Source organism: Bradyrhizobium sp. 25ACV, from assembly GCF_054863005.1.
Map to the genome: position 1 here is coordinate 640,061 of NZ_JAVAYO010000001.1, position 15,219 is coordinate 655,279.

The following is a 15,219-nucleotide window of genomic DNA, read 5'->3' on the forward strand; positions in this document are numbered from 1 at the left end:
AGCCGAGAGAAGAAGCCCATGACCGCATCCGACCGCACCTTCCAAACCGCCAAGCGCGAGCGCATCATTCAGGAGATGGCCGACGACCTCGACGAGGAGTTGGAGATGGAGCTCGATGACACGAGGCTCGACGAGCTCCTGGACGAAACCGACACTCCGGGTCCGACGGTCGATCGCAAGCTCTATTTCCGGGAGCTGCTGCGGCTCCAGGGCGAACTGGTCAAGCTGCAGGACTGGGTGCAAAGCGAGCGCAAGAAGGTTGTCGTGCTGTTCGAGGGCCGCGACTCCGCCGGCAAGGGCGGCGTCATCAAGCGCATTACCCAGCGCCTCAATCCGCGCATCTGCCGCGTCGCGGCGCTTCCCGCCCCGAGCGAGCGCGAGCGCACGCAATGGTACTTCCAGCGCTACGTGTCGCACCTGCCGGCCGGCGGCGAGATCGTGCTGTTCGACCGCAGCTGGTACAACCGCGCCGGCGTCGAGCGCGTGATGGGCTTCTGCTCGGAGGAGGAGTACCAGGAATTCTTCAAGACGGTGCCCGAGTTCGAGCGCATGCTGATCCGCTCCGGCATCATCCTGGTCAAATACTGGTTCTCGATCACCGACGACGAGCAGCAGTTCCGCTTCACCATGCGCATCAAGGATCCGCTCAAGCAGTGGAAGCTGAGCCCGATGGACGTCGAGGCGCGCAGCCGCTGGGAGGCATACACCAAGGCCAAGGAGACGATGCTCGAACACACGCACCTGCCGGACTCGCCGTGGTGGATCGTCGATGCCGTCGACAAGAAGCGCGCGCGGCTCAACTGCATCGCGCATCTCCTCAGCCAGATCCCGTATCAGGAGGTCGCTCGCGCGCCGGTGATGCTGCCGCCGCGCGTCCGCCACCCCGACTATCAGCGTGGCCCGGTTCCGCCGGAGATGTACGTGCCGGAGAAGTATTGAGAAGTTCTCGTAGGGTGGGTTAGACGAGCTGATGCGCGTAGCGCATCTGCTCGGCGTAACCCATCTCTTCTGTCTCCGCCGCAAGAGAAGTGGTGGGTTACGTCGCGCGAACTGCGCTTCGCGCAGTCGCAGGGCTAACCCACCCTACGCAGCAACGTCACCGCCACGGCTGCACGATGATCTTGGTGTGGACTTCAGGATTGGCGAGATCGGCGAACGCCTTGGCGACGCCGTCGATGCCGACCTCGGCCGTGACCATCGCCGCCGCATCCACCTGCCCTTCCGCGATCAGCCGAAGTGACGCGGCGAACTCCTCCGGCGTATAGCCGAGCACGTATTGGACGTTCAGTTCCTTCATGATGCCGAGCATGGGCTCGCTCTTGTCGGTCTCCATGCAGACGCCGACCACGACGATCCTGGCGTCGCGCGGCGCGCCTTCGAAAACCTGCTGCAACAGGCCGGGCACGCCGACGCATTCGAAGATGATCGCGGGCTTCAGCGCCGGCAGCATGGCCTGGAACGGCGGCCGCGCGGCCTTCTCCGCATCCGACATCTGCGCGTGCTCGGCCCAGGTCGCATAGGGCTGCGACACCCTGGGATCGACGACGATGTCGGCGCCGAGCCTTGCCGCGAGCGCGCGGCGCGCCGGCGAATAGTCGGCGGCGACGATCGGGTGCAGCCCCTTGATCTTCAGCGCCGCGATCACTGCGAGCCCGACAGGGCCGCAACCGATGACGAGCGGCACCTCGCCGCCCCGGATATTGGCCTTTGCCACGGCGTGAACGCCGACTGCGAGCGGCTCGGTCAACGCCGCATGTTCCGGCGCAAGGCCGTTGGGCACTTCGAGCAGGAGCGGCTCGCTCAAAACCATCTGCTCCGCATAGCCGCCGACGAAGTCGTTGGAATAGCCGATCCCCTTGATGCCTTCCGGCGTCACCAGCGCGGGCAGCGAGCAGACATGCGTCCCCAGTTTGAGCTTGCGTTCCGTGCCGGGGCCGTAATCGACGATCTCGCAGCAGAATTCGTGACCGAACACGACGTCACGCGACAGATCCATCGGCGTGCGACCGGTCTTCCTGGCCATCTCCACCATCCGCGGTGCGTGCTGGCGCGCATGCAGGTCGGAGCCGCAGATGCCGCAGGCGAGCGTCTTGACCAGCACCTGGCCGGGGCCCGGCTTCGGCTCGGCCATCCGGTCGACGACAATCTCACCGTTCCTGAAAATCGCAGCGCGCATCCGGCTCCTCCCCTGTCGTTGGAGTCGTTGATAGCACGAAGCGGGACGCGTGATCTTGCGTCAGGCGTTCGGGGAACGCTCTTCCAGCACCAGCAGCTGAGCGCGGCGGATACGCTCGCGATGGGCGATGTAGAGACCGCTGGCGACAATGAAGGCTGCGCCGACGACCGTCCAGACATCAGGGACTTCACCGAAGATGAAGAAGCCCAAAATGCTGACCCAGAGCAGTTGCGTGTAGGAGAACGGCGCAAGCACCGAGGCATCGCCATAGCGATAGGCCAGCACGATGATCCACTGGCCGACGGTGGAGGCGACGCCGATTACGATGCCGAGCCCGATCGCGGTCCAGCTCGGCGTGACCCAGACGAACGGCACCATCACGGAAAGGATCGCAACGCCCGTGAGCGCGGAATACGCCATCGTGGTGAGCACGGCTTCACGCCCGCTCATCATCCGCGTCAGGATCAGCGCGGCGGCCCAGCAGAACGCCGAGATGATCGGGAAGAACGCGGCGGCGTGGAACGCGCTGGTGCCTGGCCGCAGGATGATCAGCACACCCGTCAGGCCGATCCCGGTCGCGATCCAGCGGCGCATACCGACCTTTTCGCTGAGGAATATGATCGACAGCGCGGTGACGAACAGCGGCGAGACGAAGCCGGTGGCGGAGGCTTCCGCGATGGGAAGGAAGCTTAGGCCGGTGATGAAGAACAGCGAGGAACCGAGCAGCGCGGCACCGCGCATCAGCTGCAGGCCGAGCCGCTCGGTGCGCATCGCATGCAGCGGCGAGCCCGGCAGCATCACCGGCGTGAACATCAGCGCGAAGGTGACGAAGCGGATCCAGGTGATCTCGATCGAGGGCAGGCTGGTCGAGAGGTATTTCGCGGTGGTGTCGGAGCAGCCGAGGAAGATCGTCGACAGCAGCACCAGCGCAATGCCCTTGAAGGGATGGTCGACGCGCGCAGGCGCGCGGCGAGCCTTCTGCTTCTTCTCCGGCACGGGCATGGGGATACTGTCGAGCCTTGCGGCTGCGGCGGGCGGCGGTGTCACGGTTGGAACCCGGGAAAATGCGAATCGAGAACGATTGTAAAAAACGACAAATGCGCCGCGTTCACAACTTCCGAAAACAGGATGCCGATATGCGCGGGCCGCCGCGCGCGTCAATGCTCCGTTAATAATGGGCGTTGTGCATTACAGCATGGGTAGGCTGCGCGGCTTCGCCCCGCGCGGAAACGCCGCATCGAGCGCCGAAATCTCGTCTTTCGTCAGCGCGAGATCACCGGCGGCCGCATTCTCGCCGGCATGTTCGGCAGACGAGGCCTTCGGGATCGCGAACACCGTAGTCGCACGGGTGAGGAAGCTGAGTGCGACCTGACGCGGCGTCACGCGACGCGCCTCTGCGATGCGCGCCAGCACGGCACCGCCCTTGCTACGTGCATCAGGGAAATCGTCATGACCGAACGGGGAATAGGCGACCACGGCGACACCATGCCGCTCGCACCAGGGGATCACCGCGTGCTCGATCGCGCGTTCCTTCAGATGATAAAGCACCTGATTGCAGGCAATACGACCCTCGCCGGCGACATCGTGAATCTCGTCGAGATCGTCGGCGTCGAAATTGGAAACGCCCCAGGATTTGATCTTGCCTGATTTCACCAGTTCCTCGAACGCGGCGACGGTGTCTTCGAGCGGATAGGAACCGCGCCAGTGCAGGAGATAGCAATCGAGATGATCGGTCTTCAGCCGCTTTAGGGACCGCTCGCAGGCGGTGATGGTGCCGCTACGCGACGCGTTGTTCGGCAAGACCTTGGAGACGAGGAACACCTCATCACGGCGACCCGCGATCGCATCGGCAATGACGAGCTCGGCATCGCCATACATTTCGGCGGTGTCGATGTGCGTCATGCCGAGATCAAGCCCGCGCTGGAGCGCCGCGACCGCGCGCTTGCGGTCGCCATGGTCGAGATACCAGGTGCCCTGCCCGATGACGGAGACGTTGGCACCGGTTTTGCCGAAAGGGTTTGTGTTCATGTTTGCTCCGCTGTCGCTCCTCCGCTCGGGCAACCGCCACAAGGCTCAGGAGTTCAATCCGCTGATATCAGCAACCAGCACGCTGCCGGTCGATGACTCCGTGATATAGAGACGATCCTTGTTGGCGCCACCGATCGCCAAATTCGTGCAATTCGGCCCCGCACACGACTTGATTTGCGCAAGCAATTCGCCGTTCGGCGCAAACACGAAGACGTGGCCGAGCGAGGCATGGCCGACGAACAGGCGGCCCTTGGCGTCCATGGTCAAGCCATCGGGACCGCTGGTGCCGAACAGCGAGCAGAAGCGGCCGACCTTGGACACGCGGCCGTCCTTTATGAACGGCAACCGCCACACCGCGTTGTCGCGCGTCATCGCGACGAACAGCACGGTTTCGGTGGGATCGAGCACCAGGCCATTCGGGCTGATGCCGGTGTCGATCAGGCAATCGAGCCGACCATTCGATGCGAGGCGATACACGCGACCGCTGGGGTCGTGCAGGCCGGTCTGGCCCTGATCGGTGAAATAGATGTCGCCGTTCGAAGCAAGATGCAGATCGTTGCAGCCGCGAAACGATTCCGAATTGCGCGCGGTCAGGACGGGCTTCATGCGACCGGCCTTGGGATCGAGGTCCATGATGCCGTGCATGTAGTCGGCCACCAGGATGCGGCCGTCGGATGCGATCTTCAGTCCATTCGGCCAACCCTCATATTCGACGACCTGCGACCACTCACCGTCAGGCGCAATACGGAAGATGCGGCCGAAGGGAATGTCGACGATGTAGAGATTGCCGTCCCTGTCGAAGGAAGGCCCCTCGATGAAGCTGTCGGTCGGCACATTCGGCCGGTTGGCGTCAGCCCAATCGGTCCGCACGCCCTTGCGGCGGAACTTTTCGGGCATGGTGGAGAAGATCTTCGTCTCGATCAGGCGCGGCGGCGTTTCCAGGTACATCATTGTTGTTTTTGGACGTGTTGAGGGGGGAGCGGGCAGCATAGGGCACAATCGACGGCGCGTCGATTGAGGCGGAGGCATGGCGCCTCGCCCTCACTGTCGTTCCCCGCAAAAGCGGGGAATCCAGTACGCCGCGGCCTCACCGCTTCATCACAGATGTCTCGGCGTACTGGCTCGCCCAGTCAAGCCGGGCGATGACAGCCGAGCCTATGCGACGACCTTCGCCTGCTTCACCGGCGCCACGTCCGTCGTCGCGATCAGGCGCTTCAGTTCCGGAATGCAGGAGCCGCAATTGGTGCCGGCCTTGAGCTTGGCGCCGATCTCGGCAGCCGAGCGCGCGCCGGCCGCGATGGTCTCGCAGATGGTGCCGCGGCCGACGCCGAAGCAGGCGCAGACGATCGGTCCGGTCGAGGCGGCGCCTTCGCCGGACTTGCCTGACAGCAGCATGCGGCGCTGATCGTCGGTGACGAGGTCGGCCACGAACAGGCTCTTCACCACCTCCCAGTCGCCCGCATCATGCGCGGGGCCGACGAACAGGCAGGTCTCGATCTGATCGCCCGCGAACGACGCCGCACGATAGACCCCGCCGCCGAAGTCGCGATAGTCGGCAACGTCCTCGCCGGCGACGCTCTCGAGCCAGGCCGGCCAGCGCGAAAGGTCGGCGTTGTCGGCGAAGAGATAGCCGAAGCCGCCGGTGACCGTGACGCGGGTCCACAACAGGTTCGGCGGCAGATCGAGCTGCTTCCGCGACAGCGCAAAGCCGCGGAAGACGAATTCGTAAGGCGCGATCGCAGCCGGCGTCGCCTTGGATTCCGGCTGCCCTGAGAATGGATCGGTGAAGGACTGCACCAGCGCTCCGACGCGGCCATGCGAGGCGTTCATCGCGCTCCAGTGGATCGGCGCGAACAACGTGCCACGCTGAGTGCCGTCACTAACGACGACCTTCAGGATGCACTGACCGTAATCGGTGGTAACGCGGGCAAAGCCGTCGTGAACGATGCCGTACTTGCCGGCATCATCAGGGTGAATTTCGACGAAGGGCTCCGGCAGATGCGCGCCCAGGCGCTGGCTGAGGCCCGTGCGCGTCATGGTGTGCCACTGGTCGCGGATGCGTCCGGTGTTGAGCCTGAGGGGACGCGAGGCGCCGGTCTCGCCGCGCAGCGACGGCACCTCCGGCGCGATGAAGCGGCCCTTGCCGTCATTGGTGAAGAAGCCACCCTTTGCAAAGAAGCGCTCGCTGGACGTCTCGCCTTCACGCACCGGCCACTGTACCGGCTTTAGGGCATCGAAGCCTTCGTCCGAAAGCGAGGTCAGCGCGCCGATGTCGAAATCGCGGCTACCGTCGTTCTCGAACGCCGAGAGCGCGGCGTGCTCGCGGAAAATCTCGGCCGCCGATTTGTAGTTGAAGCTGTCGCCGAAGCCGAGACGCTTTGCCGTCTCGCTCAGGATCCACCAGTCCGGCCGCGCCTCGCCCGGCGCCGGCAGGAACGAGCGTTGGCGCGAGATGCGGCGCTCGGAATTGGTCACTGTGCCCGACTTCTCGCCCCAGGCGAGCGCCGGCAGCAGCACATGCGGACCGGCATCGACCGTGTCATTGGAGAGCACGTTCTCGGAGACCACGAACAGCTCGAGCTTCTTCAACGCCTCGCGCACGAAGTCAGCATCGGGCAGCGACACCGCGGGATTGGTGCCCATCACCCAGAGTGCCTTGACCTCGCCGCGATGGATGGCCTCGAACAGCTGCACCGCCTTCAAGCCCTCATGGGTCGCGATGCGCGGCGCCTTCCAGAACCGCCTGACACGATCGATGTCGGGCGGCGTGAAGCCCATATGCGCGGCGAGCATATTGGCAAGACCACCGACCTCGCGGCCGCCCATCGCGTTGGGCTGACCGGTGAGCGAGAACGGCGAGGCACCGGGCTTGCCGATGCGCCCCGTCGCGAGATGGCAGTTCAGGATCGCGTTGACCTTGTCGGTGCCCTGCGCCGACTGGTTGACGCCCTGCGAATACAGCGTGACGACGCGGTCCGTGTCGCGGAACATCTTGAAGAAAGTGGCGACATCCTGCTCGGAGAGACCCGTCGCGAGCGCCGTCGCAGTGACGCTGCCGGCGATGCTGCGCGCACGCGCCAGCGCGTCGTCGAAACCGCTCGTGTTCTGCGCGATGTAGTCCTGGTCCAGCGCGCCGCTGTCGGCGAGATGGACAAACAGGCCGGAGAACAGCGCGGTATCGGTGCCCGGCTTGAGGCCGAGGAACAGATCGACATCGCTTGCAGTGTCGGTGTGGCGCGGATCGATCACGATCATGCGCGCGCCACGCTTCCCACGGTTCTTCAGCATGCGCTGGAACAGCACCGGATGGCACCAGGCCGCGTTCGAGCCGACGAAGACCAGCAGATCGGCCTGGTCGAGATCCTCATAGCAGCCGGGGACTGTGTCGGCGCCAAAGGCGCGGCGATGGCCGGCGACCGAGGACGACATGCAGAGCCGTGAATTGGTGTCGACATTCGCCGTGCCGACAAAGCCCTTCATCAGCTTGTTGGCGACGTAATAATCCTCGGTGAGGAGCTGGCCGGAGAGATAGAACGCGACCGCATCGGCGCCATCTCGCGCCACGATGTGCTGCATGCGATGGGCGACATGATCGAGCGCATCGCTCCAGGCGACGCGCTCCAGCACGCCCTTGCAGCGGATCATCGGATAGAGCAGCCGGCTTTCCAGCCCGACGGTCTCGCCGAGCGCTGAACCCTTCGAGCAGAGCCGGCCGAAATTGGCGGGATGGTCGGGGTCGCCCGCGATCGCGGCCCCGCCCTTGCCGTCCGGCGTCGCCAACACGCCGCAGCCGACGCCGCAATAGGGACAGGTCGTCTTGGTGGCACGAAGCGTGGGATCGATCGCCGTCATATCAAGCTGCCTTGTCACGCCGGCTCTATCAAGCCGCCTTGGAAGGACGCGCGAGCGCGCGGCCGAACATCATGTCGGTGCGGATCGCCGCAACCTTGTCGCGATTGCGGATCAGCTCGATATACCAGAGCGCATCGACGGTATCGCCGATCAGCACCGCGCCGGTGAGCCGGCCGTCGGCGATCACGAGCTTCTTGTAGGTGCCGCGCCTGCGGTCGGTCAGCACCAGGCTCTCGCTGCCCTCCCCGCCCATGAAGTCGCCGGCGGAGAACACGCTGACGCCGGAGACCTTCAAATTGGTCGAGACCACGCTGCCCTGATAGGCGGCGGGCCGCCCGGCCAGATGCCGTGCCAGCACCCGCGCCTGCTCATAGGCGGGCTCGACCAGGCCATAGCAGGTGCCGCGATGCTCGGCGCATTCGCCGAGCGCGAAGATGTCGGGTGATGCCGTCTGCATCAAATCGTTGACGACGATGCCGCGGTTGACCGCGATGCCGGCGTCTTTGGCAAGCGCCACGTTCGGCTTGATGCCGGCGGCGAAGATCACCGCATCGGCCTCGATGCGGCTGCCATCGGCAAGCTCGACGGCCTCGACATGACCATCGCCTTGGATGCGGGCGGTCGAGGCATTGAGCAGGATGCGGATGCCCTTGCGCTCGACCAGCGTCTTGAGCAGGTCGGCGGCCGGCCCATCGAGCTGACGCTCCATCAGCCGGTCCATCAAATGCAGCAGCGTCACCGGCGCACCGGCCTTGGCAAGGCCGTAGGCTGCCTCGAGCCCGAGCAGGCCGCCGCCAACCACGACGACGCGCTTCTTCGCAGCGGCCAGCGTCAGCAAAAGGTCGACGTCGCGCGTATCGCGAAACGTGTGCACGCCGGCGAGATCGGCGCCCGGCAAATTCAGCCGCAGCGGCGTCGACCCGGTGGCGAGCACGAGCTTGGAATATTCCATGCTCTCCTCGCCCTCGATCTTGAGCTCGCGGCGGCCGGTGTCGATCTCGGTGACGCGATAGCCGTAGCGCACCGTGACGCCGCGATGACGCCACCAATCGGCCGGCCGGAGCTCGATCTCGTGCGAGCCGGTCTCGCCGGCCAACACGGATGAAAGCAGCACGCGATTGTAAGCGAGCCGCGGCTCTTCGCCGATCACGGCGACCGCGTAGCGGCCGAGTGCGGTCTTGGCGAGCTCGTCGACCAGACGCGCGGCTGCCATACCGTTACCGACGATGACCAGCGGTTCACTCACGAGGCATCTCCTATTCAGCGGCCTGCGCTTGCGCGCCATAGGCCTCGGACATCATGTAGCCGGACAGCACGCCGTAAGCGTCGGTCCAGGCCTTTGCCAATTCGGGCGTCCAGGCCTCGCCAAGGCCCTTCTCCAAGGTCCACAGCAAGGTCGCACCGACCACGGGATAGTGCTCGGCCGTGGCGCCGTAAGCGACGTGACGCTTGGCGAGCGCGGAGGCCGCGGGAAGAATCGTCTCCAGGTTCGACAGGCCGCTGACGACGGCGGCGAGCATGCCCATCAGCTTCTTGCGCTGCTCGGTCATGTCTTCAGGGAACATCGCGCGCACGGACGGCGCCACCTCGAACAGACGATCGTAGAACAACACGGAGGCAGCTTGCGAAATCGGCGCGACCTTGGCGAAGCTCTGCTGGATGAGGGTGATCTGTTCTGGCGTCATGATGTTCTCCTGCCTGTTGGGTTTGCCTTGGTGCGCGCCATTGCGAACCAGGTTCATGGTCAAACTGTCGGGCAATGCTTCTCCCCGCGTACGGGGAGAAGCGAGATTCGTACCAAGTGTCAGACTCGCGCCTCCGCGAGGCTTGAGGCGCCCTCACCCTGCGGGCCGCGACGCAGGTAGAACCACCACGTCAAGCCGAGGCAGCTGGCGTAGAAGCCGAGATAGATCGCGAGCGCGAGCTGGGGGCCGCCGGTCAGGGCGATCGACTTGCCGAAACCGGTCGGGATCAGGTAGCCGCCGACGGCGCCGATCGCGCCGATGAAGCCGACCGCCGCACCGCTCTCGATGCTCGCCGTCTTCAGCGCGAGCGCGCGCGCCGCATCGCCCTTGCCGCGCACCTTGAACAGGTTCTCTTCGCGGAAGATCGAGGGGATCATGCGATAGGTCGACCCGTTGCCGATGCCCGTCGTCACGAACAGGATCAGGAACATCGACAGGAAGCCGATGAAATCCTTCTGCCCGACGAAGTAGAGCACGCCGACCGTTGCGCCCGCCATCACCATGAAGTTCCAGAAGGTGATGATGGAGCCACCGATCTTGTCGGCGAGCCAGCCGCCGAGCGGACGCGACAGCGATCCGACCAGAGGCCCGAGGAACGCGATCGCAATCGTGATTTGCGGGAACTGGGTCTTGATCAGCAGCGGAAACGCAGCCGAATAGCCGATGAAGGAGCCGAACGTGCCGATATAGAGATACGCCATGATCCAGGTGTGCTTGCGCTTGACGATCGCAAGCTGGTTCTTCACCGACGACTTCGCCGTGGTCAGGTTGTTCATGAAGAACACGGCACCGAACACCGCGATCGCGATCGGCAGCACCCACATCAGGCCGGCATTCTGCAGGAAGATGCCGTCGACCGGGGTCGCCTGGAACAGGTTGAAGACGGCGAGCGTCATCAGGATCGGGGTCAGGAGCTGCACGCTGGAGACGCCGATATTGCCGCCGGCCGCGTTCAGGCCGAGCGCCCAGCCCTTCATCCGGTCAGGGAAGAAGAAGGAGATGTTGGTCATGCTGGAGGCGAAGTTGCCGCCGCCGAGACCCGCGGTCGAGGCGATCAGTAGCATCAGCCAGAACGGCGTATCAGGCTGGCTCACGAAATAGGCAAGCGACAAGGTCGGAATGAACAGGATCGCCGCGCTGAAGATAGTCCAGTTGCGGCCGCCGAACGTGGTCACCGCGAAAGTGTAGGGAAAGCGCATCAGGGCGCCGATCAGCCCCGGCACCGCGATCAGCTGGAACAGCTGGTCGGTTGAATAGTGAAAGCCCGCCTGCGGCAGCTTGGTGGTGACGATGCTCCAGATCAGCCAGACCGAGAAGCCGATATGCTCGGCCACGATCGACCAGATCAGGTTGCGTCGCGCGATAGTCTTGCCAGTCGCATTCCAGAACGCCTCATCTTCGGGGCGCCAGTCTGAAATCCAAGTAGGATTCTTCGTCATTGAGTATCCCTTCCAGGCTCACCGCTGCGTCGTTGCAGGCTCTGCCTCACATGGAGGCACGCTCCGAGGCTTCACCCCGGTGGCGAGTTCACGATGCTGATTGATGATGTTGAGGGACGTCGTCGTTGGCGTCGCGCAAAGACACTTCAATTTCCGTGCCAGTTGCGCGCACGCTGGAAATATAGGGATTTCAGGACGTTATTCGTATTGCCAGAAGTTTTTGCAGGGCTTTTCCGCACGCTAAATTTGCGATTCGCTCAAACCTTGTGCGACGCACAAGGATTGAGCGGGATGTCGATTATTTGTGCGCGGGCATCCGCTTGCGTTAACTCTTCGTTACGCGGCCTCGACGAAGCGATGACGCTCGTAGAGGAATTCGAGCACGCGCTGACGGCACTTCAGATAGGTGGTGTTGGTGGCGAGCTCGAGCCGCTTGCGCGGACGCACCAGCGGCACCTCCAGCACCTCGCCGATCCGCGCGCTCGGCCCATTGGTCATCATCACGATGCGGTCGGACAGCAGCACGGCCTCGTCGACGTCGTGAGTGATCATCAAAATGGTATTGCCGAGCTTCTGATGCAGCGCCATCACCGAGTCCTGCAGGTGAGCACGGGTCAGCGCGTCGAGCGCGCCGAACGGCTCATCCAGCAGCAGCACCTTCGGCTCCATCGCCAGCGCCCGCGCAATGCCGACGCGCTGTTTCATGCCGCCGGAGATTTCGGAAGGACGCTTGTCCTTGGCATGGGCCATCTGCACCAGATTGAGATTGTGCGTGACCCAGGCGTCACGCTCGGCGCGGGACTTGGTCCTGGCAAAGACCTTGTCGACGCCGAGCCTGACGTTCTCGTACACGGTGAGCCACGGCAACAGGCTGTGGTTCTGGAACACCACGGCGCGGTCGGGCCCCGGCGAGTTGACCTCGCGGTTTTCCAGCAGCACGCCGCCGGTGGTGGCGTTGGTCAGCCCCGCGATGATGTTGAGCAGGGTCGACTTACCGCAGCCGGAATGGCCGATGATCGAGACGTATTCGCCCTTCTCGATCGTGAGATTGATCTCCTTCAGCACCTCCGTGGTGGCGGCACCGCGGGTAAAGACCTTGTCGATGTGGTCGAGCTTCAGATAGGCGGTCATGTGCCCTCTCCTCTCAGTTCAGCGCGGTGCCGCGGGTGACGACCTTGCCGAGGCCAGCGATCACGCGGTCCAGCACGAAGCCGACGATGCCGACATAGAACAGCGCCAGGATGATCTCGCTGATATGTGAGGAGTTCCAGGCGTCCCAGATGAAGAAACCGATGCCAACACCGCCGATCAGCATTTCCGCCGCGACGATCGCCAGCCACGACAGGCCGATGCCGATGCGAAGGCCGGTGAAGATGTAGGGCGCAGCCGCCGGGATCATGATCTTGGCGAAGAATTCGAGCGGATTGAGCTGCACCACCGCGGCGACGTTGCGATAGTCCTGCGGGATGTTGCGGATGCCGACCGCTGTGTTGATGATGATCGGCCAGATCGAGGTGATGAAGATGACGAAGATCGCCGAGGGCTGACCGTCGCGGAAGGCCGCGAGCGACAGCGGCAGCCAGGCCAGCGGCGGAATCGTGCGCAGCACCTGGAACAGCGGATCGAGCCCGCGCATGGCCCAGACCGACTGTCCGACCAGGACGCCGAGCGCGATGCCGGCGATCGCCGAGAGCGAATAGCCCAGGGCAACGCGCTGCAGACTGGCGGACAGATGCCAGAACAGGCCCTTGTCGATGCCGCCATGGTCGAAGAACGGATCGAGGATCAGCTCCTTGGTGTCCTTGAACACTTTCGACGGCGGCGGCAGCGCCGAGCCGGCGCGACGGCAGACCAGTTCCCACACCAGCGTCAAAAGCGCGATCACGACCAGCGGCGGGAGCACGCGCACGGCGGTTTCCCGCGCCATCCGTGCATAGGCTTCCTTGCGCGGCGGACGCTTCGGCGTCAGTGCGACGACCGGCGCGGCAACGGCCGCAGGTGACGCGGTCTCAAGCTCAATCTTCGTGGCAGGCATGTTCATCGAAATCCCTCTCCGGCTTCAAAGGACGAAGCGGCCGCCTGACGGCGGCCGCAGGCTCCATCAGACTTCGACGCGCTTGATCGCGAGCGATTTCAGATAGGCTGCCGGATTTTCCGGATCGAACACCTTGCCGTCGAAGAAGGTCTCCTTGCCGCGCGAGGTGGAGGTTGGAATTTCCGCGGCGGCAACGCCGAGCGTCTTGGCCGCATCGCGCCACATGTCCTCGCGATTGACCTTGGCGATCAGCGCCTTGGTGTCGAAGCCAGGCTCATACTTGCCCCAGCGGATGTCCTCGGTGAGGAACCAGAGGTCGTGGCTCTGGAAGGGGTAAGAAGCGAAGTCGCGCCAGTACTTCATGATGTGCGGCGAGTTCTCGACCACCTTGCCGGGAATGCCGTAGTCGAACTTGCCGGCGCTGCGATCGAGCACGTCCTCGACCGGGCAGTTCATCCACTGCCGTTTGCCCATGATGGCGGCGAGCTCGGCCTTGTTCTCGGCCTTGTCGGCCCATTGCTGGGCTTCCATCACGGCCATCAGCAGCGCCTTGGCGGCCTTCGGATATTTGTCGACGAAGGCGGCGCGCATGCCGAAGGACTTTTCCGGATGCTTATTCCAGAGCTCGCCGGTGTTGACCGCGGTGTAGCCGATCTTCTGATTGATCAGCTGCAGATTCCAGGGCTCGCCGACGCAGAAGCAGTCCATGGTGCCGACCTTCATGTTGGCCACCATCTGCGGCGGCGGCACCACGATGGTCTCGATGTCCTTATCGGGATCGATGCCGCCGGCAGCGAGCCAATAGCGGATCCAGAGGTCGTGCGTGCCGCCCGGGAAGGTCATCGCGGCTTTCACGGCCTTGCCGGAGGCCTTCTTCTTCTCCAGCGCGGCCTTGAACGGCGATGCATCGACGCCGAGCTTGAGGTCGGCATATTCGTTGGCGACCGAAATGCACTGACTGTCGAGATTGAGCCGCGCCAGGATGTACATCGGCGTCGGCTGGTTGTTCTGTGTCACCTTGCCGGCCGAGATCAGATACGGCATCGGCGTCAGGATATGCGCGCCGTCGATGCCATTGCCTTCGGAGCCGAGCACGAGATTGTCGCGCGTGGTGCCCCAGGAGGCCTGCTTCTGCACGTCGGTGTCGGGCATGCCGTATTTAGCGAACAGGCCCTTGTCCTTGGCGACGAAGAGTGGGCCGGCATCGCTCAGCGCGATGAAGCCGAGCTTGGCACCCTTGACCTCGGGGCCTGAATCCTGCGCGAAAGCGCCGGCGGGGAAATTCAGTTTTGCGGCGGCGAGAAGTGCGGCGGTCGAGCCGGTGGCCTTCAACAATTGACGGCGGCTGAGGCCCGTCTCCGAGGGCCGGCGGGTGCGCTTGGTCATAGGCAGTGTCGTCCTTTGCATCGTTGCAGAATTGATGGCGTCAGTGCACACGAGCAGCCCGTCCGTCCGGCGGCGCCGTCTTTGGCGCATGCGAACGCACGGCGGGGAGACCCCCGCCTGATGGCGTCGGCAAGTCGGATGAGAAGTCTCGCGGGACGGCTTCAATGGCGTCGGCATGGAACTATTCAAGCTTCATGCCAAGCCCGACACCACAAAAATTGCTTATCAATCAGTGTGTTGTAGAGACTGCGCGCGACTGTCGCAGGGGCGCTCCGCATGCGAAAGTTGCGACCTGCTCAATCCTTGTGCGCCGCACAAACCTTGTGCAGCAGATCAAGCAAGAGGCTACCAAGCGCAGTAGCGCCGGATCGAGCCACCATCCATCTCTTTGATATTGCTCATATCTTTCTTGGTCAGCGGTACGGCACGCAACTTGCATTTCCTTAGACGTCAACGAAGACTGCGGTTCGCCGCATTGCTGCAGCCTCTGGCGGCTGCATCCGGAAGCTCAACTGCTTCGCGGCCCTTCCCGGCTTTAGTCCTCGCGACGCGATTCCC

12 protein-coding genes are annotated in these 15,219 nt (G+C 64.0%); 1 reads left to right on the forward strand and 11 read right to left on the reverse strand.

What is annotated here, in order from left to right:
• Positions 1 to 18: 18 nt before the first annotated feature.
• Positions 19 to 939 carry a polyphosphate kinase 2 gene (ppk2, locus tag RAD04_RS02795; protein ID WP_179739524.1) on the forward strand — a complete coding sequence of 307 codons (921 nt, stop codon included), beginning with the start codon at positions 19 to 21 and terminating at the stop codon, positions 937 to 939.
• A 157-nt stretch (positions 940 to 1,096) separates the two neighbouring features.
• Here ppk2 and RAD04_RS02800 read toward each other — a convergent pair whose 3' ends face one another.
• The 11 genes from RAD04_RS02800 to RAD04_RS02850 form a co-directional block, all read right to left on the reverse strand.
• Positions 1,097 to 2,176, reverse strand: coding sequence for a zinc-binding dehydrogenase (locus tag RAD04_RS02800; RefSeq protein ID WP_461622539.1), 1,080 nt, complete (start codon positions 2,174 to 2,176; stop codon positions 1,097 to 1,099).
• A 60-nt stretch (positions 2,177 to 2,236) separates the two neighbouring features.
• Complete coding sequence (locus tag RAD04_RS02805; RefSeq protein WP_461622700.1) at positions 2,237 to 3,178, reverse strand: DMT family transporter; 942 nt, start codon at positions 3,176 to 3,178, stop codon at positions 2,237 to 2,239.
• Between the two features lie 186 nt (positions 3,179 to 3,364).
• Positions 3,365 to 4,204 carry an aldo/keto reductase gene (locus RAD04_RS02810; protein ID WP_461622540.1) on the reverse strand — a complete coding sequence of 280 codons (840 nt, stop codon included), beginning with the start codon at positions 4,202 to 4,204 and terminating at the stop codon, positions 3,365 to 3,367.
• A gap of 45 nt (positions 4,205 to 4,249) precedes the next feature.
• On the reverse strand, positions 4,250 to 5,152 hold the full coding sequence (locus tag RAD04_RS02815) for an SMP-30/gluconolactonase/LRE family protein (protein WP_461622701.1): 903 nt from the start codon (positions 5,150 to 5,152) through the stop codon (positions 4,250 to 4,252).
• 207 nt (positions 5,153 to 5,359) lie between these two features.
• A complete protein-coding gene (locus RAD04_RS02820) occupies positions 5,360 to 8,056 on the reverse strand; it encodes a nitrate reductase (protein WP_461622702.1) in 2,697 nt (898 codons plus the stop codon).
• 28 nt (positions 8,057 to 8,084) lie between these two features.
• Positions 8,085 to 9,302, reverse strand: a complete 1,218-nt coding sequence (locus RAD04_RS02825; protein ID WP_461622541.1) for an NAD(P)/FAD-dependent oxidoreductase — start codon at positions 9,300 to 9,302, stop codon at positions 8,085 to 8,087.
• A 10-nt stretch (positions 9,303 to 9,312) separates the two neighbouring features.
• Positions 9,313 to 9,741, reverse strand: coding sequence for a globin family protein (locus RAD04_RS02830; RefSeq protein ID WP_461617297.1), 429 nt, complete (start codon positions 9,739 to 9,741; stop codon positions 9,313 to 9,315).
• A gap of 119 nt (positions 9,742 to 9,860) precedes the next feature.
• Positions 9,861 to 11,240, reverse strand: coding sequence for an MFS transporter (locus RAD04_RS02835; RefSeq protein ID WP_461622542.1), 1,380 nt, complete (start codon positions 11,238 to 11,240; stop codon positions 9,861 to 9,863).
• A gap of 336 nt (positions 11,241 to 11,576) precedes the next feature.
• The gene (locus RAD04_RS02840; protein WP_461622543.1) at positions 11,577 to 12,371 is read right to left on the reverse strand and encodes an ABC transporter ATP-binding protein; all 795 of its coding nucleotides are present in this window, start codon (positions 12,369 to 12,371) and stop codon (positions 11,577 to 11,579) included.
• Between the two features lie 13 nt (positions 12,372 to 12,384).
• Positions 12,385 to 13,281 carry a nitrate ABC transporter permease gene (ntrB, locus tag RAD04_RS02845; RefSeq protein WP_461622544.1) on the reverse strand — a complete coding sequence of 299 codons (897 nt, stop codon included), beginning with the start codon at positions 13,279 to 13,281 and terminating at the stop codon, positions 12,385 to 12,387.
• A gap of 60 nt (positions 13,282 to 13,341) precedes the next feature.
• Entirely contained in the window at positions 13,342 to 14,661 is a 1,320-nt protein-coding gene (locus RAD04_RS02850; protein WP_183258565.1) for a CmpA/NrtA family ABC transporter substrate-binding protein, read from the reverse strand.
• Positions 14,662 to 15,219 lie beyond the last annotated feature (558 nt).

What these genes read in the sequence shown, in the direction of transcription:
- RAD04_RS02800 (WP_461622539.1), bottom strand. Translation starts at nt 2,176, where the DNA reads ATGCGCGCTGCGATTTTCAGGAACGGTGAGATTGTCGTCGACCGGATG.
- RAD04_RS02810 (WP_461622540.1), bottom strand. Translation starts at nt 4,204, where the DNA reads ATGAACACAAACCCTTTCGGCAAAACCGGTGCCAACGTCTCCGTCATC.
- RAD04_RS02805 (WP_461622700.1), bottom strand. Translation starts at nt 3,178, where the DNA reads ATGCCCGTGCCGGAGAAGAAGCAGAAGGCTCGCCGCGCGCCTGCGCGC.
- ntrB (WP_461622544.1), bottom strand. Translation starts at nt 13,281, where the DNA reads ATGAACATGCCTGCCACGAAGATTGAGCTTGAGACCGCGTCACCTGCG.
- RAD04_RS02850 (WP_183258565.1), bottom strand. Translation starts at nt 14,661, where the DNA reads ATGACCAAGCGCACCCGCCGGCCCTCGGAGACGGGCCTCAGCCGCCGT.
- RAD04_RS02835 (WP_461622542.1), bottom strand. Translation starts at nt 11,240, where the DNA reads ATGACGAAGAATCCTACTTGGATTTCAGACTGGCGCCCCGAAGATGAG.
- RAD04_RS02815 (WP_461622701.1), bottom strand. Translation starts at nt 5,152, where the DNA reads ATGTACCTGGAAACGCCGCCGCGCCTGATCGAGACGAAGATCTTCTCC.
- RAD04_RS02840 (WP_461622543.1), bottom strand. Translation starts at nt 12,371, where the DNA reads ATGACCGCCTATCTGAAGCTCGACCACATCGACAAGGTCTTTACCCGC.
- RAD04_RS02830 (WP_461617297.1), bottom strand. Translation starts at nt 9,741, where the DNA reads ATGACGCCAGAACAGATCACCCTCATCCAGCAGAGCTTCGCCAAGGTC.
- RAD04_RS02820 (WP_461622702.1), bottom strand. Translation starts at nt 8,056, where the DNA reads ATGACGGCGATCGATCCCACGCTTCGTGCCACCAAGACGACCTGTCCC.
- ppk2 (WP_179739524.1), top strand. Translation starts at nt 19, where the DNA reads ATGACCGCATCCGACCGCACCTTCCAAACCGCCAAGCGCGAGCGCATC.